This window comes from Bradyrhizobium sp. USDA 4506, assembly GCF_054058795.1.
The window spans coordinates 6812884-6834517 of the sequence record NZ_JBSSBM010000002.1 but is presented as its reverse complement, the minus strand read 5'-3'; the positions used below and the strand labels follow the sequence as shown (position 1 = coordinate 6834517).

Below are 21634 nucleotides of genomic sequence, written 5' to 3'. Positions count from 1 at the left end.
AAGAAACGCGCCGACACATTTGCGATCGACGTGGAACTTGGGCGCAAGGGCGACTCATCGGCCGGCGAGTCGATCTGTCGCAGGTGGCGGGCCGGACGGTCCAGGCGGTCCGCGCACCGGTGATTCGTCAGGTGTCTTGCCAGGCAACTCGTCCGGTCGCGGCGGCTCGCCGGGTTCGCGCACCGGCTCCGGAATCTCGGGGCGCGGACTGCCGGGCGGAATTCCCGGCGGCGGTTCGCTCGGTGTGCCCGGCGTCGTCGGCGGAATCTCGGGAGGCTCGATCGGCATCATATCGAGGCCCCGCGGCGGTTGCCGATGCCAGATCGCGTCGCGCGCATTGATCGCTCCATCGAAGTTCGAAGCGACAACGGATCGCGCGCCGCGGCGTTACGATGCTTCACCCGGGCGTGTGGCAGACCGCCTCGATATTGTGGCCGTCGGGGTCGAGCACGAATGCGCCGTAATAGTTCGGGTGGTAATGCGCACGGATGCCGGGCGCGCCGTTGTCGCGGCCGCCGGCTGCCATCGCGGCCTTGTAGAAGGCGTCGACGGTGGCGCGGTCCCTGGCCGTGATGGCGATATGCACCGGCTTGTTCATGGCGCCTTCCCCGCCGATCCAGAAGTCCGGCTTGCCGTCGGCGCCGAAGCCCGCGGCGGGCGCGTGCCCGGTCACCTCCGCGGGCACTTCCATGATCAGGCCGTAGCCGAGCGGCGCCAGCGCCGTCTGGTAGAACGCCTTCGCGCGTTGATAGTCGGAGACGGAAAAGCCGATATGGTCGATCATCGCGAGCCTCCCTTGTTGTGATGCACTTGCATCCGCGTTCTCGTGTCACCTCCCCTTGCAAAGGGGAGGTCGCTTTGCTCGCGAGAGCAAAGCGGGTGGGAATCTGCTCTCTTCGCAGGCACCGTTCCTGCGGCTGACCCCCATCCCGACCTTCCCCCTTTCAGGGGGAAGGAGAAGACAGGGCTGTCAACTCCGTACCAGCAGCGTGTTGCTGCGCGTCCGGCCCTGCTCGACGTAACCGCGCGCATGCATGTCCGCAATGCAGTCGTCGGTCCATTCGTCCTTCGACAGATGCTCGATCACCACCGCGCGCGGCCACAGTGACTGGGGCGCGTCGCGGAAGAAGCCGATCAGCACGCGGTCCTCGAAACCCTCGACGTCGATCTTGAGCGCATCGACCTTGCTCGCGCCGGCCTCGTCGAGGATGCGTTGCAGCCGCAGCGACGGCACTTTGAACGCCTTGCCCGTCGGCGTGCCGGTGACGATGTGGCTGGCGCCGAGATTGTCGCCGTCGGTCTCGATCATCAGTTCACCATCGGTCGGGCCGGCGGCCGCCGCAACCAGGCGCACCTGCGGAAAGCCGGAGGCCTGGGTGTTGAACTTGAGCCGCGCATGCGTCACCGGATGCGGCTCGATCGCGATCACCTTGCCACCGGGCCCGACGTCGCGCGCCAGCGCCAGCGCATAGGTGCCGACATTGGCGCCGAGATCGACGAAGGTGCCATCCGCGCCGACATGCGCCCGCAGGAAGGCGAGTTCTTCAAGGTTGTAATCGGGATTGAACAGCGCGCCGCGCTCGGTCGCGCTTTGCTGATGATAGAAGCGGAACGATGCGCCCTGATAGGTCACGTCCAGCGGCCCAGCGCCGAACAGATTGACCAGTTTCGACAGCCAGGGCCGGAACGCGCCTCGCTTCAATCCTGAGCCATGCGCCAGGCGGATGATGGCGGCCTGCGCCGCATTGGGCGCGAAGGCGCCGAACGGCGCCGGCGATATGTCGTTGCTCGGGATCACGCATGGCCTCGTCAAAAGCGCGGCATGCATAGCCGGTTTTGCCGGCAGCGCCAACGCCCGTTACGCCGCCTTGCCCGCTGCCTGCCGTTGCCGCAGGAAGCGGCCGAGCAGCCTTCGCTTACCCTTGCGCGGGATCAGATCGACGTCGCTGACCAGTTTGGCGCCGCCCTTGCGGCGCTCCAGCACGATCTTGCGGCTATGGAACGCTTCGAGCTCGACGCGGTGGGCGACGCTGACGATGGTCGCCTTCGGCAGTTCCGTCGTCACCGTCTCCATCATCTTGTCTTGGCTCTTCTCGTCGAGCGCGGACGTCGCCTCGTCGAGCACGACGATGTCGGGGGTGTGCAGCAGCAGTCGGGCAAAGGCGAGCCGCTGCTTCTCGCCGCCGGACAGGGTCTGGTCCCACGGCGCGTCCTCCTCGATCTTGTCCTTGAGATGGTCGAGGCCGACCTTGTGCAGGGCACAGCTGATCTCATCGACGCTCCAGTCCTCCGCCGCGCCGGGATAGGCCACCGCGCGCCGCAGCGTGCCCGAGGGGACGTAGGGCTTTTGCGGCAGCATGAACAGGCGGCGGTCCGCGTGCAGGCCGACACTGCCGCCGCCCCACGGCCACAGGCCGGCGATGGCGCGCACCAGCGTGCTCTTGCCGGTGCCGGATTCGCCGGCGACCAATAGCCGCTCCCCCGGTTCGATCACCACTTCGGTCTCGCCGACCACGGCGGTGCCGTCGTCCAGCGTGACGGAAAGGTCGTTGAGGCTCAGCATGGCCTCGCCCTCGGTCTCGCCGCGCTCGATGCGGCCGAAGCCGTCGCCGGTCTCGGCGCGTTCGAGCCCGTCAAGCGACATCATCAGCGAGGCGATGCGCCGTGCGCAGGCGTTCCAGTCGGCGAGCCGCGGATAGTTGTCGACCAGCCAGCCGAACGCGGTCTGCACGATGGTGAAGGCCGAGGCCGCCTGCATCACCTGACCGAGCGACATGCTGCCGTCGAGGAATTTTGGCGCACACAGCAGCAAGGGTACCACCGGCGCAATGAGATTCGATCCCTGCGACACCAGCGTCGTGCGCATGTGTTGCCCGGCGAGCCGCGCCCATTGCCGCAACACGTTCGAGAACGTCTTGTCGATGCCGTCGCGCTCCTCGGTTTCGCCGCCGAGCAGCGCGATGCTTTCGCCATTCTCGCGTACGCGGGTCAGGATGTAGCGGAATTCCGCTTCCGCCTGGTTCTTGTCCTCGGAGATCTGCGCGAAGCTGCGGCCGATCGCCGTGATCGAGCCCGACGCGATCGCCGCATAGATGATGGCGGCAATGACCAGGAAGCCCGGGATGCTGATCGACGAGCCGCCGAGCGTCACCGTCAGCGCGCCGCCGATGGTCCAGAGCACGACGATGAAAGTGACGGCCGAGAGCAGCGCCGACGTCACGCCGGCGACGAAGTCGACCGGAGAATCCGTCGCGATCCGCAGATCCTCCGCGATCCGGTACTCCGGATTCTTGTGATCGCCGTCGACGAGGTTGAGCTGGTAGTAGCGGCCGTTCGTCAGCCAGCGCGAGACGACGGCGTTGGTCAGCCAGGCGCGCCAGCGCCGCTGGATGCCCATGCGGCCGAACACCTGCGCGACCCCCAGCAGCACGCTGCCGATCGCCAGCGGAAAGAAGATGGCCGTCAGGTGGAAGACACTGGCCGCGTCGCGCTTTTCGATCGCATCGAAGATCGAGCGATTCCAGACATTGATGCCGTACTGAACGGCGACATTGGCGACGATCAGCAGCAGCAGGCCGATCGTGAACAGCCACGCCAGCCGGTCGCCGCTCCGGCCCCAATAGCCGCGCGCGCTGATCCAGAACCGCGTCAGCAAATAGTCCTTGCGCGCCTGTTCGGCCTCTTCGGCCGACAATTCGGGATCGGGTTCGACGATTTCCGGCGGCGGCGGTTCGACATCCTCGCCGCCTTCGGCAATCACCTCGACGAATTCCGACTTCTCATCCCCTTCGCTTGGCGCGGGATCCTTGCGCTCTTGACCGGCCGCCTTTGCGCTCGCTTTCCGGGACGATGCAGTCCTGGCCGACGACGGCCCGTCCGACGATTTGGATTTTGCCTCAGCTTTGCCCATGGCACGATAACGCCAGGCAAATTACCCGGTTCCGCACTGGGACCGGCGGTCAGTCGCGCGGATTGCAACGACGAGTCCCCGCCACAACATCCGCCGCGGCGTATGGCTCCCTGCTTTCGCCAGGACGACAGCGTGCTTGAGATGTGCCGCGCAACTACCTCACCCCGCCGGCGCCTGATCGCGCTTCAGCCGGCGCGAGCGCGTTGCTTTGTGCAGCACGCGCGCGAGCTGCTCGGCCGAATAGGGCTTCTGCAGCAGCTCGAAGCCGCCGCTGCCCTGCTGCGACAGCACCTGGCTGTAACCGGAGGCGAGCACGATCGGAAGATCGAGGCGCTGCCGGCGGATCTCTTCCGCAAGCTCGATGCCGCTCATGCCAGGCATCACGACATCGGTGAACACCAGGTCGAACCGGTCGGCGTCGACGGCGAGCTCCTCCAGCGCGTGGGTGGCGTTGTCCACCAGCACGCAGCTGCAGCCGAGCTGGGTCAGCGTGTCGGCGGCAAACTTTCCGACCTCGGCATTGTCCTCGACGATCAGGACCGATGCGCCGGTCCGATCGACCGAGGGCGCGTCGTCGGTGCGCGGCGCTCGCGCGCCATGCCCGCCGACGACGCGTGGCAGATACAGCGTGAATGTCGCACCCTTGCCGATCTCGCTGGTGACGGTCACCTCGCCGCCGGACTGCTTGGCGAAGCCGAACACCTGCGACAGGCCGAGGCCGGTGCCGTGACCGACCTCCTTGGTGGTGTAAAACGGCTCGAAGATGCGGCCGAACAGCTCCTGCGGAATTCCGACGCCGGTGTCGATCACCGACACCGCGACATGGCCGGGCGAGTTCGGCGCCGTGCTGGTCGCGGACGGCAGTCTGTCCACGGCGCGGACCGCGATCGTGAGCCGGCCGACGCCGTCCATGGCGTCGCGCGCGTTCACCGCCATGTTGATGATGGCGGTCTCGAACTGGCCGGCATCGGCGTTGACGAGACAGGTCTCGTCCGGCACTTGCGCCGTGATCTCGATGCGCGCGCCGATCAGGGTTGCGATCATCTCGCTCAGGGTGCGGACATTCTGGCAGGCGTCGAACACCTCGGGCTTGAGGGTCTGCCGGCGCGCGAATGCAAGCAGCTGGTTGGTCAGCTTGGCGGCACGGTTCACGGTGTTGGAGATCGCATCGATGTAGCGCTGCCGCCGCGGCTCCGGCAGGTCCGGCCGCCGTAACATGTCGACCGACGCGCGGATCACGGTGAGCAGGTTGTTGAAGTCGTGCGCGACGCCGCCGGTGAGCTGCCCGAGTGCCTCGAGCCGCTGGCCGTGCCGCAATGCCTCCTCGGCCTCGATGCGCCGGTTGGCCTCCTCCTGCAGGCGCTGGGTTCGCCGGAAGGCGAGCGCGAGCAGGCCGAACAGCAGGGCGGTGGCCGGGATCCCGAAGATCAGGTGCTGGGCCATGGTCGACCTCCAGCGCGACTGGATCGCCGAGGTTTCGAGGCCGGCGCTGACATAGATCGGGTATCCGGCCAGCCGCTGGTAGCGCATGCGCCGCTCGATGCCGTCGGCCGGGGATTGGATCGTCATCGTCCCGGCCTCGGGATTGGCGACGATCTGCCGCCCGAGCGGGCCGTTCGGCTCGAACCGGACATCGTGGTCAACGGCAGGGAAGTGCGCCAGCACGGCGCCGTCGGTCCGGATCAGCGCCAGGAAGCTGCCGGGCTCGCGGCCGATCCTGGCGTAGAAATTCTCGAAATATTCCGGAAGCACGGAGGCCTGGATCACGCCGGCAAAGCTGCCGTCGTCGCCGTTGCGGCGCCGGCCGACGCTGAAGAACCGCGAGCCCAGATAGGGCGGCCGCGGCGTCAGCACCTCGCCGATATAGGTGCCGATGTCGCCCTGGGCATGGATCCGGAAGTAATCCCGGTCCGAGAAGTCGACGTCGGGGGCCGGCTGCACCAGGCTGTTGACGAGGGCACGGCCGTTGGCGTCGAACACCCAGACCGATTTCACCTGGGGGAGCGCCATGGCGACCTGGCGCAGCCGCTGGTGCAGGCTCTTCTCGCGCGCGACGATATCGGCATCGCCCATGCCGCGGACGACCTCGGTGACCTCGGCGAGGCCGCGATCGATGGTCTCGAACACCTTCAGCGCGTGCTCATGGGCGACATCGAGCGTGCGCTGGATCTCCTGGTTGGCGGCCTCGCTGGTCGAGATCCAGGACATTGCGGAGGCAAAAACGAACAGCGCCAGCGGAAGGGCCAGCGCGGCGGCCATCATCCATTGCAACAGTCTCAGCGAATTGCGTTGTGCGGTCTGCACGGGCGCTCCGGCTCCGCGCGGACCATAACGCAAACCGTTGCGCGGGAGGAAGCGAAACGGCGCCGCCGGGCGCGGCGCGGACGCTCGTTCGCCATTCCGCGACCTGTCAAGGTTACCGGAGGCCAACCCGGATCGATCAATTCGCAGCCGGCTCGGGTCCGGGGCAGTACGGGCGGCTGCGGCGCGGCGGCATCACGACCTCGTTAGCGCCTCGCCGGCAGTCAAGCGGAAAATCGGCCTGGATGGCGCTTCCGGGCGCTGTTTTTAGGAGTTCTAAAACCTCTCACGGGCAAACGCTTGACCCTGTGACTACCTGCTGAAAAACAGGCCGCATGACAGGCGATCCAAACAGCTCCCGGGATGATTTGCAGGACGTCCGGCTCGGACATGCGGATCGCGGTTTTGTCGGAAAGATCATCAGGCTCGATGCGCTCGTGACGGGCTCATCGCTGTCTCCGCAGGAGCTGGAGCAGCGCCTGGTCGAGATGGGATTTGTCGAGGGCGCGCGCGTGGAAATCCTGCATGAAGGCACGATCCGAAAGGACCCGATCGCGGTGCGCGTCGACAACACCACGATCGCGCTGCGCCGGAGCGAAGCCATGGCTGTGATCGTCGAATGACCGCTGCATCCCTGCGCCTGGCGCTGGTCGGCGCGCCGAACACCGGCAAGACGTCGCTGTTCAACAGCCTGACCGGCAGCCGTCAGAAGGTCGCCAACTATCCGGGCGTCACGGTCGAGCGCAAGTCCGGCGGCTTCGTCACGCCGGAGGGCCGCAGCGTGACCGTGCTCGACCTGCCCGGCACCTATTCGTTGCGCGGCCGCAGCCCGGACGAGGAGATCACCCGCGACATCGTGCTCGGCCGCTTCGACGGTGAGGCGGTGCCCGATCTCGTGCTCTGCGTCGCGGACGCCACCAATCTGCGGCTGACCTTGCGGCTGGTGCTCGAGCTGAAGCGGGTCGGCCGGCCGATGATGCTCGTGCTCAACATGATCGACATCGCGAAGCGCCGCGGCGTCACGATCGACATCGACCGGATGTCGCAGGAGCTCGGCCTGCCGATCGTGACCTCGGTCGCGGTCCGCAAGGGCGGCATCGACGAGCTCCTGAAGCGAACCGACGAATTCCTGGCCAAGTCGCATGAGGCGGCGGCCAGCGAATGGACGACGCCGACGATCGCCGACCTCAAGGTGGCGCAGCGCGAGGCGGACCGCATCATCGCGGCGGCGGTGACGCTGCCGACCAAGCCCGACACGCTGACCAACCGGATCGATTCGGTGGTGCTGCATCCGGTCTGGGGTCTCGTGATCCTGGCCGTGATCCTGTTCGTGATGTTCCAGGCGGTGTTCACCTGGGCGCAGCCCGCGATGGAGTTCCTGTCGGACAGCTTCGCCGCGCTCGGGCAGCTGATCCACAATTTGCTGCCCGAAAGCTGGAGCCTGTTGCAGAGCTTCCTGCAGAACGGCGTGATCTCCGGCGTCGGCAGCGTGATCGTGTTCCTGCCACAGATCATCATCATCTTCCTGTTCATCCTGCTGCTGGAAGATTTCGGCTACATGGCGCGCGCCGCGTTCCTGATGGACCGCATCATGGGCGGCGCCGGGCTGCATGGCCGCGCCTTCATTCCGCTGCTGTCGAGCTTTGCCTGCGCCATTCCCGGCATCATGGCGACGCGCGTCATCGACAACCGCCGCGACCGCCTGACCACGATCCTGATCGCGCCGCTGATGACCTGCTCGGCGCGCATCCCGGTCTACACGCTGATCATCTCCGCCTTCGTTCCGGCGACCACGCTGTGGGGTTTCGTCAACCTGCAGGGGCTCGTGATGTTCGGCCTCTATGCCGCCGGCATCACCAGCGCGCTGACGGTGTCGGCGATCGCGAAATTCTTCCTGTGGCGCGACCATGCGCCGGCGCCGTTCATGCTGGAATTGCCGGACTACAAGATGCCGCGGCTGAAGAGCATCGCGATCGGCGTGTTCACCCGCGCCAAGATGTTCCTGTACCGGGCCGGCACCACGATCCTCTCGATGATGGTGCTGATCTGGTTCCTGGCCTCGTTCCCGCAGGCGCCGGCCGGTGCCGAGGGGCCGGCGATCAATTATAGCTTTGCGGCGATGATCGGCCATGCGCTCGAGCCGCTGCTGCGGCCGATCGGCTTCAACTGGCAGATCGCGGTGGCGCTGATCCCCGGCATGGCGGCGCGCGAGGTCGCGGTCGCGGCGCTCGGCACGGTCTATTCGATCGAGGGCGGCAAGGAGGCGGCGGACCAGATCGGCCAGGTGCTGGCGCAGAAATGGACGCTGGCGACCGCGCTGTCGCTGCTGGTCTGGTACATCTTCGCCCCGCAATGCGCCTCGACGCTCGCGGTGATCCGCCGCGAGACCGGCGGCGCGAAGTGGATGGTGGTGACGTTCATCTACATGCTCGCGCTGGCCTATGTCGCGAGCTTCCTGACCTTCAACCTCGCGCAGGCGCTCGGCCTGCATTGATCGGCAACGCGGTTTCATCATCTCTATTCGAAACTGCGACAGGTGCATGCAGCCAAGCGAAGCAGTAGAGTTGGTCGAGGGCGCATGAAGCGGGCGCCTCCGCGTGTTCCCTGCGAGACCATGCAATGTCGACGTACGGCCTGGAGCGGCTATTTTCGCCTCGAAGCATCGCAATCGTCGGCGGCAGCCCGCGTCCGTCGTCGCTCGGCGCGGCGGTGCTCAGGAACATCAGAGCGAGCGGCTTCACCGGCCGCGTCGGCGTCGTCAATCGGAACTATGCCGACGTTGATGGCGCGCCGACCGTCCCCGACCTGAAGTCGCTGCCATTCGTTCCGGATCTCGTCGTCATCAGCGCACCGGCGGCGGCGGTTCCCGAAATCGTCGCGGAGGCGGCTTCGGCCGGCGTTGCCGGTGCGGCGATCCTGTCGGCCGGTCTTGGCCATGGCGCGGGCTCGCTCGCGGAGACTGCGGGGCAGACGGCGCGACGGCATGGCATGCGCCTGATCGGGCCGAATTGCCTCGGCGTCATGGTGCCGCGCGCCAAGCTCAATGCGAGCTTCGCCTCGCATCAGCCGTCCGACGGGCACGTTGCTCTGATCTCGCAGTCCGGCGCGGTCGCGTCGGCGATGATCGAATGGGCGGCGGAGCGGCGGCTCGGCTTCTCCGGCATCGCGTCGATCGGCGACCAGCTCGATGTCGACGTCGCCGACCTCCTGGATTATTTCGCGCTCGACGACCACACCAGCGCGATCCTGATCTATCTCGAAGCCGTCAAGGACGCGCGCAAGTTCATGTCGGCGGCGCGCGCCGCGGCGCGGCTGAAACCGGTCGTCATCGTCAAGTCGGGACGGATGGCGCAGGGCGCCAAGGCCGCCGCGACCCACACCGGCGCGCTGGCCGGCTCCGATGCGGTCTACGACGCCGCATTCCGTCGCGCCGGCATGCTGCGCGTCTACGACCTGCGTCAGCTGTTCGATTGCGCCGAACTGCTTGGCCGCGGCTTCGTTCCGCGCGGCAACCGACTGGCGATCCTGACCAATGGCGGCGGGCTCGGCATCCTCGCGACCGACCGGCTGGCCGAGCTCGGCGGCGTTCCTGCGACACTGACGGCGGAGACCATCGAACGGCTCGACAAGGTGCTGCCGCCGGGCTGGTCCTATGCCAATCCGGTCGACATCGCGGGCGATGCCGATGCCGACCGCTACGTGGTGGCGCTCAGCGCACTGCTCGATGATGCGAACAGCGATGCGGTGCTGGTCGCGAATGTGGAAACCGCGGTTGCGCCGGCCCAAGGAATTGCCGAGGCGGTGGCGCAATGCGTCCGCGACCGCAGGACGAAGCGGAGTGCGGTCGCCGCACTGGTGCTCGCGGCCTGGGTCGGCGCCGACGAGCGCACCGGCGCGATCTTCGAGGCGGCACGGATTCCGCACTTCCCGACCGAGGACGATGCGGTGCGCGCCTTCATGTATCTGGTGCGCTATCGCGAGGCCTCGACCGCGCTCGCCGCAACCCCGCCTGGCGTCGCATCGGTGTTCACGCCGGAGACGGCGGCGGCGCGCCACGTCGTCGTGAACGCGCTGTCGGAAGGGCGCGCCTGGCTCGATCCGGCCGAGATCGTCGCCCTGTTCGCGGCCTATCATATTCCGATCGCGACGACGCTCGTCGCCGACAGTGCCGAGGACGCTGCCGCGAAGGCGGCGCCGTTTCTCGCCGAGGGACGTGCGATCGTGGTCAGGGTGTTCTCGCGTGACATCCGGCACGCCTCCGACGTCGGCGGCGTGATCCTCGACCTGCGCACGAAAGACAGCGTCGTTGAAGCTGCCCGGACCGTCATGGCGCGGGCACGAAGTGCCCGGCCCGATGCCATCCTGCAAGGCGTGACGATCCAGCCGATGATCGTGCGGCGCGCGGCGCGCGAACTGATCCTCGGCATCGCCGAAGATCCGACCTTCGGTCCGGTGATCGTGTTCGGGCGTGGCGGCCCCGCGGTCGAGGTGATCAACGACAAGGCGCTGGCGCTGCCGCCGCTCGACATGAATCTCGCCCGTGAGCTGATCGGACGCACCCGCGTTTCGCGGCTGCTCGGCGGCTATGGCGATGTGCCGGCGGTCCCGGCCGATGTGGTGCCGCTCACCCTTGTCAAGCTGGCGCAGATGGCGGCCGACATTCCCGAGGTCGCCGAACTCGACATCAATCCGATGCTGGCAGACGAGAGCGGCGTGCTCGCGCTCGATGCGCGGGTCGCGATCCGCAAACCCACCCGGCTGTTTGCCGGCCACACCCGGCTCGCGGTGCGGCCCTATCCGTCGCAATGGGAAGGTGAGCTTGCGCTGCGCGACGGCTCGCGTGTCACGGTGCGTCCGATGCGGCCGGAAGACGAGCCGATGGTCAGCGAGTTCTTCAAGCGTGTCACCGCCGAAGACCTCAGGCTGCGCTTCTTCCATGCGATGAAGGAATTCTCGCACGCCTTCATCGCACGCCTGACCCAGCTCGACTATGCGCGGGCGATGGCGTTTGTGGCGCTCGATCCGAACACCGGCGAGATGATGGGTGCGGTCCGGCTGCATTCGGACTCGCTGTACGAGAATGCCGAATACGCGATCCTGCTGCAGTCCGATCTCAAGGGCAAAGGCCTCGGCTGGGCGCTGATGCAGCTCCTGATCCACTATGCGCGGTCGGAGGGATTGAAGCGTCTGTCCGGCCAGGTGCTGACCGAGAACACCACGATGATCGGGATGTGCCGCGATCTCGGCTTCACCGTGACGATGGATCCGGACGATCACAGCATCGTCGATGTCGTACTCGACCTCGATCGATCCGGCGTCGATGCGGTCGGCGCCGATATCCTGATCCGGCCCGCTGCGGCTGGCCGCTGATACCACCAGCGCCAGCCGCGGCTGCAACGGATCAGATCTGGCGTTCGACCAGCTTGAACTTGAGCTCGGCGATCGCCTCCGAGGGATTGAGGCCCTTCGGGCACGCCTTGGCGCAGTTCATGATGGTGTGGCAGCGATAGAGGCGGAACGGATCCTCGAGATTGTCGAGCCGCTCGCCGGTCGCCTCGTCGCGGGAGTCGGTGACCCAGCGGTTTGCCTGCAGTAGCGCGGCGGGGCCGAGGAAGCGCTCGCTGTTCCACCAGTAGCTCGGGCATGAGGTCGAGCAGCAGGCGCACAGGATGCACTCGTAGAGGCCGTCGAGCTTCTCGCGGTCCTCGTGGCTCTGCCTCCACTCCTTCTGCGGCGTCGGCGTCGTGGTCTTCAGCCACGGTTCGATCGAGGCATACTGGGCGTAGAAATTGGTGAGGTCGGGAACGAGGTCCTTCACCACCGGCTGGTGCGGCAGCGGATTGACCTTCACGGCGCCGCCCGCGCCGACGTCGTGCATCGACTTGGTGCAGGCCAGCGTGTTCTGGCCGTCGATGTTCATCGCGCAGGAGCCGCAGACGCCTTCGCGGCAGGAGCGGCGGAAGGTCAGTGTCGGGTCGATGTGGTTCTTGATCCAGATCAGGCCGTCCAGCACCATCGGACCGCAATCATTGGTGTCGACATGATAGGTGTCGACGCTCGGATTCTTGCCGTCGTCCGGGTTCCAGCGATACACCCGAAATTCGCGCGTCTCGGTGGCGCCGGCCGGCTTCGGCCAGGTCTTGCCGCCTGAAATCTTCGAATTCTTCGGAAGTGCGAATTCAACCATGCTTGCTCGCCTTCGTTCTCAGTAGACCCGCGCCTTCGGCGGGATGTACTGCACGTCATTGGTCATCGTGTAGCTGTGCACCGGACGGTACTCGATCGCAGTCTTGCCGGCCGGATCGATCCAGGTCAGCGTGTGCTTCATCCAGTCCTTGTCGTTGCGGTCCGGGAAGTCCTCGCGCGCATGCGCGCCGCGGCTTTCGGTGCGGTTCGCCGCCGAATCCATCGTCACGACCGCCTGCACGATCAGATTGTCGAATTCCAGCGTCTCGACCAGGTCGGAATTCCACACCAGCGAGCGGTCCGACACCGAGATGTCGCCGACGCCGCCATAGACCTTGTGGATCAGGTTCTGGCCTTCCTGCAGCACGTCGCCGGTGCGGAACACCGCGCAATTGTTCTGCATCACATGCTGCATGCTGTCGCGCAGCTTGGCGGTCGGCGTGCCGCCGGAGGCGTGGCGGAAGTGATCGAGGCGGCCGAGCGCGAGATCGGCGGAATCCTTCGGCAGCTCCGGCTGCTTGGCGTTCGCGGTCAGCTTGTCGGCAAGGCGCAGCGCGGCGGCGCGGCCGAACACCACGAGGTCGATCAGCGAGTTGGAGCCGAGGCGGTTGGCGCCGTGCACCGAGACGCAGGCCGCTTCGCCGATCGCCATCAGGCCCGGCACCACCGAATTGTCGTCGCCATTGCGCTTGGTCAGCACCTCGGCGTGATAATTCGTGGCGATGCCGCCCATGTTGTAGTGCACGGTCGGCACGATCGGGATCGGCTCGCGGGTGACGTCGACATTGGCGAAGATCTTGGCCGATTCGGAGATGCCCGGCAGCCGCTCATGCAGCACCTTCGGATCGAGGTGGTCGAGGTGCAGGAAGATGTGGTCCTTCTTCTTGCCGACGCCGCGGCCTTCGCGGATCTCGATCGTCATCGCGCGCGAGACGACGTCGCGCGAAGCGAGGTCCTTGGCCGACGGCGCATAGCGCTCCATAAAGCGCTCGCCCTCGGAGTTGACGAGATAGCCGCCTTCGCCGCGGGCGCCTTCGGTGACGAGGCAGCCCGAGCCGTAGATGCCGGTCGGATGGAACTGGACGAATTCCATGTCCTGCAGCGGCAGGCCGGCGCGCAGCACCATGCCGCCGCCGTCGCCGGTGCAGGTGTGCGCCGATGTGCAGGAGGCATAGGCGCGGCCATAGCCGCCGGTCGCCAGGATCGTGGTCTGGGCGCGGAAGCGGTGCAGCGTGCCGTCGTCGAGCTTGAGCGCGATCACGCCGCGGCAGACGCCCTGATCGTCCATGATCAGGTCGATGGCGAAGAACTCGATGAAGAACTCGGCCGAGTGGCGCAGCGACTGGCCGTACATCGTGTGCAGCATGGCGTGGCCGGTGCGGTCGGCGGCGGCGCAGGTGCGTTGCGCCTGGCTCTTGCCGAAGTCGATGGTCATGCCGCCGAACGGGCGCTGATAGATCTTGCCGTCCTCGGTGCGCGAGAACGGCACGCCCCAATGCTCGAGCTCGTAGACCGCGTCGGGCGCGTTGCGCACCATGTATTCGATCGCGTCCTGGTCGCCGAGCCAGTCCGACCCCTTCACGGTGTCGTACATGTGCCAGCGCCAGTCGTCCTGATGCATGTTGCCGAGCGAGGCCGAGATGCCGCCCTGTGCCGCCACCGTGTGCGAGCGGGTCGGGAACACCTTGGTGATGCAGGCGGTGCGCAGCCCGGCTTCCGAACAGCCGACCACGGCGCGCAGGCCCGCGCCGCCGGCGCCGACCACGACGACGTCGTAGGTATGGTCCTGGATCGGGTAGGCCTTGCCGTTCGTGGCCGGGCCACCGTTGGTGGCCTTGCCGTTTCCTTCACCGGCCATGGATCAAACTCCCGACGACAATTTGAGGATTGCGTAGATCGAGGCCAATGCGACCGCGACGCAGAAGAAGTTGTTCGCCATCACGCTGGCGATCTTCAGCTTCTCGTTATGGATGTAGTCCTCGATCACGACCTGCATGCCGATCTTCATGTGCCAGGTGCTGGCGACGATGAAGAGCAGCAGGATGATGGCGATCGGGATCGAGCCGAGGATCTGCGCCGCGCCGGCATGGTTGCGGCCGATCAGCGTGATCACCACGACGATCACGGGAACGATCAGCAGCGTCATCGCAACCGCGGTGAGGCGCTGGCGCCAGAAATCGCCCGTGCCGGTGTGCGCGGAGCCGAGGCCGCGGACGCGCTCCAGCGGCGTGCGCATCGAGGAGGGGCCGCTCATCGTCCACCTCCCACGGCGTAGGCAATGATCCAGACCAAAACGGTCAGCGCGATGCCGGCGACCAGCGCGCCCCAGGTCAGGGCTTCGCGCTCATTGGCCTTGAAGCCGTAGCCGAGGTCCCAGACGAAATGCCGGATGCCGCTGCACAGATGGTGCATCAGCGCCCATGTGTAGCCGAACACGATCAGCTTGCCGATCGCGCTGCCGGTGAAGGCCTGGACGTTGGCGTAAGCCGAGGGGCCGGAAGCGGCGGCGATCAGCCACCAGGCCAGCAGCAGGGTGCCGAAATAGAGGGCCAGACCCGTGGCGCGGTGGACGATGGACAGCGCCATCGTCAGCGTCCACCGGTAGGTCTGCAAATGGGGTGAAAGCGGTCGTTCGATCCTGGCGGTCATCGGCGGGCTTTATGTTGTGAGGGACCGCGGCCGGCCCATCGGGGAACGCGGTAGAGGAGTTCTATTTACGGAGTCGGATCACCCCGCGCAACGGCCAAATAGCCTTCGGTCGAACCGAAGTTCATTGTTAGAGTTGCCGAATTCTGGTTGATCCGCAGTGTGGTATACCAGATGCAAGGTTGAGCGAACCAAGTAGTGAATCGAGATGTTCGAGGATCGATTGGCGCGCTCAGCTACCCGCAAACGGGGGGCGCAAGGCGTCGATTTTGCCCCAGCGTTCCACCAGATAATCGACAAATGCCCTGATCTTAGGCGATGCGAGACGTGACGGCTGAAGCATCAGATGTAGCGGCGTCGGCGCCGGCTCATGGTCGATCAACAGGCGCGTCAGGCGACCGTCGGCGAGCTCGGACTGCACTTGCCAGGACGGCACGCGGACGATGCCGGCGCCCTCCCGCGCCGCGCTGACCAGCGCGTCGAGGCTATTCATCCAGAGCCGACCGGATATGCGGATTTTGCGACCCGTCTTGCTGCCGTCGGCAAAGCGCCACTCCGCGCTGCCGGGCGAATCGGAAAACACCAGGCAGTCATGCCCGGCAAGATCAGCCGGTGTCTGCGGCGCGCCGCGCCGGGCCAGGTAGTCCGGCGACGCGCACACAATCATCTGCAGATCGGTGAGCTTGCGCGCTACCAGCTGCGAGTCGCGCAAGCGGCCGATGCGTATAGCCAGATGGATATCCTCCTCGACCATGTCGACGGCGCGGTCGACCAGAAGAAGGTCGACGGACAGCGTCGGATAGCGGCGCAGAAACTCGACCAGCAGCGGCGCGATCACGAGCCGTCCGATCAGACTCGGCGAGCTGACGCGGATCCGTCCCGATGGCTGATGCGGGTCGCGCGCCAGCGCCGCCTCGATCTCCCTGACTTCGCCGAGGATCGATTTCGCGCGCTCGTAGAGGATGCGTCCGTCGTCGGTCAGCGCGAGCTGGCGGGTGGTGCGCAGCAGCAGGCGAGTGCCGAAATGCTCCTCGAGCGCGCTGATCTGCCGGCTCACCGAGGTCAGCGAGCTCGGCAGCGAGCGCGCGGCCGCCGACAGGCTGCCGCTCTCGACCGCGCGGACAAAGGCCGCCATCGCCGCAAGCCGGTCCAAGCCCGATCCTTCCGCATCTCGCAAGAGAGCATGCTCAAGAGCATAGATACTCCCGAATCCCAAAAGGGGCTATTGCTCACCGCGAACAGTCACAGGACGGCGCCGGGAACCTGGTGTTGCCCTACATCGATACTGCGAAGGACATGATGGCCGGCCTCGATCCCAAGGAGCTACTCGAGCTAGCGCTGCTGCTGATCGCGGTCGGGGCGCTGTCGGGCTTTCTCGCCGGCCTGTTCGGCATCGGCGGCGGCGCGATCCTGGTGCCGGTGTTCTACGAATGCTTCCGGCTGGCGGGCGTGCCGCTCGAGGTGCGGATGCCGCTGTGTATCGGCACCTCGCTCGCGATCATCATCCCGACCTCGCTGAGCTCGTTCCGCGCCCATTATCGCCGCGGCGCGGTCGATATGGAGATCCTGAAGCGCTGGTGGCTGCCGATCGTGATCGGCGTCGCCGCCGGCAGCGTCACCGCGCGGTTCGCGCCGGAGCGGCTGTTCAAGATCGTGTTCGTGATGGTGGCGTGGTCGGCGGCCGCGCGCCTGCTGCTGGCGCGCGAGACCTGGAAGTTCGGAGACGACGTGCCGAAGGGCTTCTTGATGCGCGTCTATGGCTTCTTCGTCGGCCTGTTGTCGACGTTGATGGGCATCGGCGGCGGCCTGTTCGCCAACCTCTTGATGACCTTCTACGGCCGGCCGATCCATCAGGCGGTCGCGACCTCTTCCGCGCTTGCGGTGCTGATCTCGATCCCCGGCGCGCTGGGCTACGTCTATGCCGGCTGGCCCGCGGCCGCGCGCTTCCCCGACGTCGCCGCGCTGCAATTGCCGTTCGCGCTCGGTTACGTCTCACTGATCGGGGCGCTGCTGGTGATGCCGACCACGCTCGTCACCGCGCCGCTCGGCGTCAAGGTTGCGCACGCGCTGTCGAAGCGGGCGCTGGAGGTGGCGTTCGGGGCCTATCTCTTCATCGTCGGCGGACGGTTCGTGATCAGCCTGCTGGGCGGGCACTGATCGGCTCGTCCTTCAGCCGTACTTCGCTGTGACCCCACCGTCGGAGGTCTCCGACGCCCTCGATCCGATCAGCGTGGGACAGGAATCGCAAGCGTGCTCCGATCATTTCAGGAGCTATCGGCAATTTCAGTTTCTCGCAGTCTGCCATCGCGACCCCTATAATCATCGCGACCTTTTGCCATCGCGATGTCAGGGCCGACATGATGACGTCGTCGAGCGCAGCTTCCGTAGCGCCACGGGGAAGACGCACGTCACTCCACTTCAGTTCGGAGGTCGGGGGAGGCAGTTCTTCGTGAGGCTCCAGCTTCATCAGGTCGCGAAACTGTTCGTAGAGCGGTAGCATCACCTGCCATTCCAGTTCGAGCGGGAGGTCATAAAGCCGGCCATCCAATTCAAGCCGCTCCTGCTTTCCGAGCTCCGCAATCGCGATTCGAGCCTTCTTCATCGCCTCGTGCGCGATGACGAGTTGATCGTTAATCTGGATAGCCTGCTCCCGCTTCATCTACCCCCACGACGTTCTTGCGGCTTCATCCCTTTGCGTAGATATCCTTATACCTATCGCGCAAAATATTCTTCTGCACCTTGCCCATCGCGTTGCGCGGCAATTCGTCGACGACGAAGACGCGCTTCGGCATCTTGAACTTCGCCAGCCGCCCGTCGAGCGCCTTCAGCACTGACGCCTCGCTGACATCGGCGCCCTTGCTGCAGACGAGGACTGCGGTGACGCCTTCGCCGAAATCGGCATGCGGCACGCCGATCACGGCTGATTCGATCACCCCGGGCATGGCGTCGATCTCGCTCTCGATCTCCTTCGGGTAGACATTGAAGCCGCCGGAGATCACGAGATCCTTGCCGCGCCCGAGGATGTGGACATAACCCTTGTCGTCGATCTTGCCGAGATCGCCGGTGATGAAGAAGCCGTCGGCGCGGAATTCGGCCTTGGTCTTCTCCGGCATGCGCCAGTAGCCCTGGAACACGTTCGGGCCCTTGACCTCGATCATGCCGATGGTCTCGCGCGCAAGCTCCTTGCCGGTCTCGGGATCGGTGACCCGCACCGAGACGCCGGGCAGCGCGAAGCCGACCGCGCCGGGCACGCGGTCGCCGTCATAGGGGTTGCTCGTGTTCATGTTGGTCTCGGTCATGCCGTAGCGCTCGAGCACGGCGTGGCCGGTGCGATCAGACCATTCGCGATGGGTGTCGGCGAGCAGCGGCGCCGAGCCCGAGATGAACAGCCGCATGTGCCCGGTGGCGTCCTTGTTCAGGCCGGGATTCTGCAGCAGGCGGGTATAGAAGGTCGGCACGCCCATCATCACGGTGGCGCGCGACATCAGCTTGATGATCACGTCCGGATCGAACTTCGGCAGGAAGATCATCGAGGCGCGCGCGAACAGCGTCACGTTGCTGGCCACGAACAGGCCGTGGGTGTGATAGATCGGCAGCGCGTGGATCAACACATCCTTGTCGGTGAAGCGCCAGTTGTCGACCAGCGAATACGAGTTCGAGGCCAGATTGTCGTGCGACAGCATCGCTCCCTTGGAGCGGCCGGTGGTGCCCGACGTGTAGAGGATCGCGGCGAGATCATTGTTGCCGCGCGGCACGGTGGCGAATTCCTTCGCCGCCTTGTCAGCGGTCTCGGTCAGCGAGCCCTTGCCGCTGGCACCGAGCGTCTCGACCTTGGCGCCCACCTTGGCGGCGATCGCCTTGATGCCGTCCTGCTTGGAAGGATCGCAGACCACCAGCGCCGGCTCGGCGTCGGTGATGAAGTATTCGAGCTCGTTCAGCGTATAGGCGGTGTTGAGCGGCAGGTAGACGCCGCCGGCGCGCACGGTGGCGAGATACAGAACCAGGGCCGAAACCGACTTCTCGGTCTGCGCCGCGACGCGGTCACCCGGCTTGACGCCGCGCTCAACCAGCACGTTCGCCATCTGGCCTGCGCGCGCGATCAAATCGCCATAGGAGATGCGGCTGCCGTCGAGCTGCTCGATCGCGAGCCGGTTGGGGTCGTCGAGGCCGTCGAACAGGCGGGAAAACAGATTGGCGTTGGTGGTCGTGTTCATGCAAACATTCCCCGAGGGGCGAAGGGCCGGAAGATTTCGGCTGGATTAGCAAAAACGCCCTTCAGAAAGCAACGGAGACAGTTTGCATGACAAATAATGGGAAACGCGTGGCCTGGGTTACCGGCGGCGGCACTGGAATCGGCGAATCCGGGGCCGAGTTCCTGGCCGCGGACGGCTGGACCGTGGTGGTCTCCGGCCGCCGCAGGGAAGAGCTCGACCGCGTGGTGGCCAACATCACTAAAAAGGGCGGCAAGGCCGAGGCGATTCCGCTCGATGTCAGCAACAAGACCGATGTCAACAAGGCCGCCGAGACGATCGTCGGCAAGCACGGCCGCATCGACCTCCTGGTCAACAGCGCCGGCATCAATGTGCCGAAGCGCAGCTGGGCCGACATGGAACTGGAAGGCTGGGACAAGCTCGTCGAGGTCAACCTCAACGGCGTGCTCTACTGCATGCGCGCGGTGCTGCCGACGATGCGCAAGCAGAAGGACGGCTGCATCATCAACGTCGCCTCCTGGGCCGGCCGTCACGTCTCGAAGATGCCGGGCCCGGCCTACACCACGACCAAGCACGCGGTGCTGGCGCTGACCCATTCCTTCAACATGGACGAATGCGTCAACGGCCTGCGCGCTTGCTGCCTGTCGCCGGGCGAGGTCGCGACCCCGATCCTGAAGCAGCGGCCGGTGGTGCCGAGCGAAGCCGAGCAGGCCAAGATGCTGCAGCCCGAGGATTGCGGCCGCACCATCGCCTTCGTCGCCAGCATGCCGGCACGGGTGTGCATGAACGAGATCCTGATCAGCCCGACCCACAACCGCGGCTTCATCCAGACGCCGGCGAACCGGGATTAGGCCCAACTCCCTCAACGGTCGTCCCTGCTTTCGCACTAGTGCATCTACACGTTTGTCGGGCCATTTGCGAGGATTTGGAAGCGGGCCATTCCGGTGTGGAAGGTGATTGGTCCAGGTTGACGGTGGGAGGCGTAGCCGGTCCATCCGCCGAGTTTTGCGATGATCCATGCCGCCCAAGCAAGAGTGTTGGGGCGATGGTGGTTTTTCTGAAGCTCGGTGCGACCTTTCATGGTTTTGTTGATGGCCCTGAGCGTCTCGATCTCTTCTGCGGTGAAGACAAATTCAGCCGGCAATTCTTCGCCACTGTTGCGGGCCTGAACGAGTTGAATGACGATACATGCCGCTCTGGTGGCGACCGCCACGAGCTTGATCAGGCCTTCGGCGCTCTCGATCTGACTATCCTCGATGCGCAAACCCTGGCTCTTCAGCGAGCGAAAGAGTTGCTCAATGATCCAGCGCTGGCGGTACCAGGAGACGATCTGCCAGGCGTCTTTAACGGTGGCGACCGGATGAGTGGTCAGGAGCAGCCAGCGAATGGGCTCCGCACCTCTCGGCGGATGCAACTCGACCACTTCTACGAAGCTGAGTTTGATGCCCTCCGCCAAGTCGGTGACGCCGGGCCTCTGCGGCCGCTTGAGCACGACGGTTCCGAAGCGCATCGAGAGATGGGCCTGCCGGCCGCGCCGATCCATTCGCTGCGGCAGATCGATCACCGCGTTGTCGCAGAAGCGGCTCCGCTCGACCGCCTGATAAAGTGTGTCGCCATCGACCAGCGCATGGTCGTGCATGGCACGCGACAGAAGATGGACATTCTCAGCTGGCGTCAGCGCCCAGTGAGCAAAGAAATCCCCCTCGCGGTCGTTGACGACGGTGATCATGCGGGCATCTGCCAGGACGTCGCGGCCTTGCTCGGCGGCCGTCACCCAGCGCGCCGACTCCTTGTCGGCCAAGGCGCGCCGCTCATGCGGGATTTTTACCTTGCCTTTGCGCGTCCAAACGTTGCCGCCAGTAAGGCCAAGACAGACCCCGCTGTCGGCATCCACCGCCATCATCGCATGCAACAGCACGCCGCGAGCATTGCCCTTGCCGACTTTGCCCAGCCCGCGCCGCCGTCCCGCCGGGGTCTGGAACTTGACCTCGCTCGTATCCTGGATCGCCAGCACATGACGCCCGCTGACCGCAGTCCGCGTCTGCGCGCTCCAGCCCTCAATCAATTTATCGATCGTGACTTGGGGGTTGTTCACAAACCGCCAGAACGCCATATTGGCAGCCCAATCGCCCCGGGCCATCTGGCGCAAGCAGACGCTGCGCGTGCAAAGCATAGCCCGGAGAAGCGTCGCCCCCTTTTGTCGAGACGAACGTCCCCGAACTCACCCAAAGACAAATCCGGCTGCATCGCTGGCGCTCCTTCGAATCAAAGCGCCAGTGAGAGAATCATACAACATGCTGCAGAGACGCCACTTCTTGCTGCACCGAGTCAATCTGTCGCGCCCCAAAACCGTGTAGACACGCTAGTGCGAAAGCAGGGA

18 protein-coding genes are annotated in these 21634 nt (G+C 65.7%); 5 read left to right on the top strand and 13 right to left on the bottom strand.

Annotated elements, in window-relative coordinates:
* Positions 1-54 precede the first annotated feature (54 nt).
* The 5 genes from ACVIHF_RS34295 to ACVIHF_RS34275 all read right to left on the bottom strand — a co-directional run bounded on the left by ACVIHF_RS34295 (position 55) and on the right by ACVIHF_RS34275 (position 6214).
* Positions 55-288 carry a hypothetical protein gene (locus tag ACVIHF_RS34295; RefSeq protein ID WP_225163158.1) on the bottom strand — a complete coding sequence of 78 codons (234 nt, stop codon included), beginning with the start codon at positions 286-288 and terminating at the stop codon, positions 55-57.
* A 109-nt stretch (positions 289-397) separates the two neighbouring features.
* Entirely contained in the window at positions 398-784 is a 387-nt protein-coding gene (locus ACVIHF_RS34290) for a VOC family protein (RefSeq protein WP_057021286.1), read from the bottom strand.
* A 186-nt stretch (positions 785-970) separates the two neighbouring features.
* Complete coding sequence (locus tag ACVIHF_RS34285; protein WP_456793264.1) at positions 971-1828, bottom strand: FkbM family methyltransferase; 858 nt, start codon at positions 1826-1828, stop codon at positions 971-973.
* A gap of 30 nt (positions 1829-1858) precedes the next feature.
* Complete coding sequence (locus tag ACVIHF_RS34280) at positions 1859-3910, bottom strand: ABC transporter ATP-binding protein/permease (RefSeq protein WP_310883312.1); 2052 nt, start codon at positions 3908-3910, stop codon at positions 1859-1861.
* Between the two features lie 159 nt (positions 3911-4069).
* Positions 4070-6214: a hybrid sensor histidine kinase/response regulator gene (locus ACVIHF_RS34275; protein WP_310883313.1), complete on the bottom strand. Its 2145-nt coding sequence runs from the start codon at positions 6212-6214 to the stop codon at positions 4070-4072.
* Positions 6215-6546: 332 nt separating this feature from the next.
* Here ACVIHF_RS34275 and ACVIHF_RS34270 point away from each other — a divergent pair, with 332 nt between their 5' ends.
* The 3 genes from ACVIHF_RS34270 (at position 6547) to ACVIHF_RS34260 (ending at position 11581) form a co-directional block, all read left to right on the top strand.
* A complete protein-coding gene (locus ACVIHF_RS34270; RefSeq protein ID WP_310883314.1) occupies positions 6547-6834 on the top strand; it encodes a FeoA family protein in 288 nt (95 codons plus the stop codon).
* Positions 6831-8705, top strand: coding sequence for a ferrous iron transporter B (gene feoB / locus ACVIHF_RS34265; RefSeq protein ID WP_310883315.1), 1875 nt, complete (start codon positions 6831-6833; stop codon positions 8703-8705). The genes ACVIHF_RS34270 and feoB overlap by 4 nt, the downstream gene beginning before the upstream one ends.
* A 125-nt stretch (positions 8706-8830) precedes the next feature.
* On the top strand, positions 8831-11581 hold the full coding sequence (locus ACVIHF_RS34260; protein WP_310883316.1) for a bifunctional acetate--CoA ligase family protein/GNAT family N-acetyltransferase: 2751 nt from the start codon (positions 8831-8833) through the stop codon (positions 11579-11581).
* A 31-nt stretch (positions 11582-11612) separates the two neighbouring features.
* Here ACVIHF_RS34260 and ACVIHF_RS34255 read toward each other — a convergent pair whose 3' ends face one another.
* The 5 genes from ACVIHF_RS34255 to ACVIHF_RS34235 form a co-directional block, all read right to left on the bottom strand.
* Positions 11613-12398, bottom strand: coding sequence for a succinate dehydrogenase iron-sulfur subunit (locus tag ACVIHF_RS34255; RefSeq protein ID WP_028337893.1), 786 nt, complete (start codon positions 12396-12398; stop codon positions 11613-11615).
* Between the two features lie 18 nt (positions 12399-12416).
* Entirely contained in the window at positions 12417-14255 is a 1839-nt protein-coding gene (gene sdhA / locus ACVIHF_RS34250; RefSeq protein WP_057018135.1) for a succinate dehydrogenase flavoprotein subunit, read from the bottom strand.
* 3 nt (positions 14256-14258) lie between these two features.
* Positions 14259-14633 (bottom strand): succinate dehydrogenase, hydrophobic membrane anchor protein, encoded by a 375-nt coding sequence (sdhD, locus tag ACVIHF_RS34245; protein WP_141341401.1) that lies wholly within the window; start codon positions 14631-14633, stop codon positions 14259-14261.
* A gap of 14 nt (positions 14634-14647) precedes the next feature.
* Positions 14648-15046, bottom strand: a complete 399-nt coding sequence (gene sdhC, locus ACVIHF_RS34240) for a succinate dehydrogenase, cytochrome b556 subunit (protein ID WP_028337891.1) — start codon at positions 15044-15046, stop codon at positions 14648-14650.
* A gap of 229 nt (positions 15047-15275) precedes the next feature.
* Entirely contained in the window at positions 15276-16178 is a 903-nt protein-coding gene (locus ACVIHF_RS34235) for a LysR family transcriptional regulator (RefSeq protein WP_456794150.1), read from the bottom strand.
* A gap of 161 nt (positions 16179-16339) precedes the next feature.
* On the opposite strand from ACVIHF_RS34235, the gene ACVIHF_RS34230 reads away from it, so the two are divergent.
* Complete coding sequence (locus ACVIHF_RS34230; RefSeq protein ID WP_057018139.1) at positions 16340-17200, top strand: sulfite exporter TauE/SafE family protein; 861 nt, start codon at positions 16340-16342, stop codon at positions 17198-17200.
* On the opposite strand, the gene ACVIHF_RS34225 is transcribed toward ACVIHF_RS34230, so the two are convergent.
* Together ACVIHF_RS34225 and ACVIHF_RS34220 are read right to left on the bottom strand one after the other, a co-directional pair.
* Positions 17178-17702, bottom strand: coding sequence for a DUF3658 domain-containing protein (locus tag ACVIHF_RS34225; protein WP_456793263.1), 525 nt, complete (start codon positions 17700-17702; stop codon positions 17178-17180). The genes ACVIHF_RS34230 and ACVIHF_RS34225 overlap by 23 nt on opposite strands.
* Positions 17703-17727: 25 nt before the next feature.
* Positions 17728-19257 carry a malonate--CoA ligase gene (locus ACVIHF_RS34220; protein ID WP_456793262.1) on the bottom strand — a complete coding sequence of 510 codons (1530 nt, stop codon included), beginning with the start codon at positions 19255-19257 and terminating at the stop codon, positions 17728-17730.
* An 86-nt stretch (positions 19258-19343) separates the two neighbouring features.
* On the opposite strand from ACVIHF_RS34220, the gene ACVIHF_RS34215 reads away from it, so the two are divergent.
* On the top strand, positions 19344-20105 hold the full coding sequence (locus ACVIHF_RS34215; protein WP_225645292.1) for an SDR family oxidoreductase: 762 nt from the start codon (positions 19344-19346) through the stop codon (positions 20103-20105).
* Positions 20106-20149: 44 nt separating this feature from the next.
* Here ACVIHF_RS34215 and ACVIHF_RS34210 read toward each other — a convergent pair whose 3' ends face one another.
* On the bottom strand, positions 20150-21394 hold the full coding sequence (locus ACVIHF_RS34210; protein ID WP_456794149.1) for an IS4 family transposase: 1245 nt from the start codon (positions 21392-21394) through the stop codon (positions 20150-20152).
* Positions 21395-21634: the final 240 nt, after the last annotated feature.

Bases quoted from the DNA above. Each gene is read 5' to 3' on its own strand.
- ACVIHF_RS34295 (WP_225163158.1), bottom strand. From the start codon at position 288: ATGCCGATCGAGCCTCCCGAGATTCCGCCGACGACGCCGGGCACACCG.
- ACVIHF_RS34290 (WP_057021286.1), bottom strand. From the start codon at position 784: ATGATCGACCATATCGGCTTTTCCGTCTCCGACTATCAACGCGCGAAG.
- ACVIHF_RS34285 (WP_456793264.1), bottom strand. From the start codon at position 1,828: ATGCATGCCGCGCTTTTGACGAGGCCATGCGTGATCCCGAGCAACGAC.
- ACVIHF_RS34280 (WP_310883312.1), bottom strand. From the start codon at position 3,910: ATGGGCAAAGCTGAGGCAAAATCCAAATCGTCGGACGGGCCGTCGTCG.
- ACVIHF_RS34270 (WP_310883314.1), top strand. From the start codon at position 6,547: ATGACAGGCGATCCAAACAGCTCCCGGGATGATTTGCAGGACGTCCGG.
- feoB (WP_310883315.1), top strand. From the start codon at position 6,831: ATGACCGCTGCATCCCTGCGCCTGGCGCTGGTCGGCGCGCCGAACACC.
- ACVIHF_RS34260 (WP_310883316.1), top strand. From the start codon at position 8,831: ATGTCGACGTACGGCCTGGAGCGGCTATTTTCGCCTCGAAGCATCGCA.
- ACVIHF_RS34255 (WP_028337893.1), bottom strand. From the start codon at position 12,398: ATGGTTGAATTCGCACTTCCGAAGAATTCGAAGATTTCAGGCGGCAAG.
- sdhA (WP_057018135.1), bottom strand. From the start codon at position 14,255: ATGGCCGGTGAAGGAAACGGCAAGGCCACCAACGGTGGCCCGGCCACG.
- sdhD (WP_141341401.1), bottom strand. From the start codon at position 14,633: ATGCGCACGCCGCTGGAGCGCGTCCGCGGCCTCGGCTCCGCGCACACC.
- sdhC (WP_028337891.1), bottom strand. From the start codon at position 15,046: ATGACCGCCAGGATCGAACGACCGCTTTCACCCCATTTGCAGACCTAC.
- ACVIHF_RS34235 (WP_456794150.1), bottom strand. From the start codon at position 16,178: ATGGCGGCCTTTGTCCGCGCGGTCGAGAGCGGCAGCCTGTCGGCGGCC.
- ACVIHF_RS34230 (WP_057018139.1), top strand. From the start codon at position 16,340: ATGATGGCCGGCCTCGATCCCAAGGAGCTACTCGAGCTAGCGCTGCTG.
- ACVIHF_RS34225 (WP_456793263.1), bottom strand. From the start codon at position 17,702: ATGAAGCGGGAGCAGGCTATCCAGATTAACGATCAACTCGTCATCGCG.
- ACVIHF_RS34220 (WP_456793262.1), bottom strand. From the start codon at position 19,257: ATGAACACGACCACCAACGCCAATCTGTTTTCCCGCCTGTTCGACGGC.
- ACVIHF_RS34215 (WP_225645292.1), top strand. From the start codon at position 19,344: ATGACAAATAATGGGAAACGCGTGGCCTGGGTTACCGGCGGCGGCACT.
- ACVIHF_RS34210 (WP_456794149.1), bottom strand. From the start codon at position 21,394: ATGGCCCGGGGCGATTGGGCTGCCAATATGGCGTTCTGGCGGTTTGTG.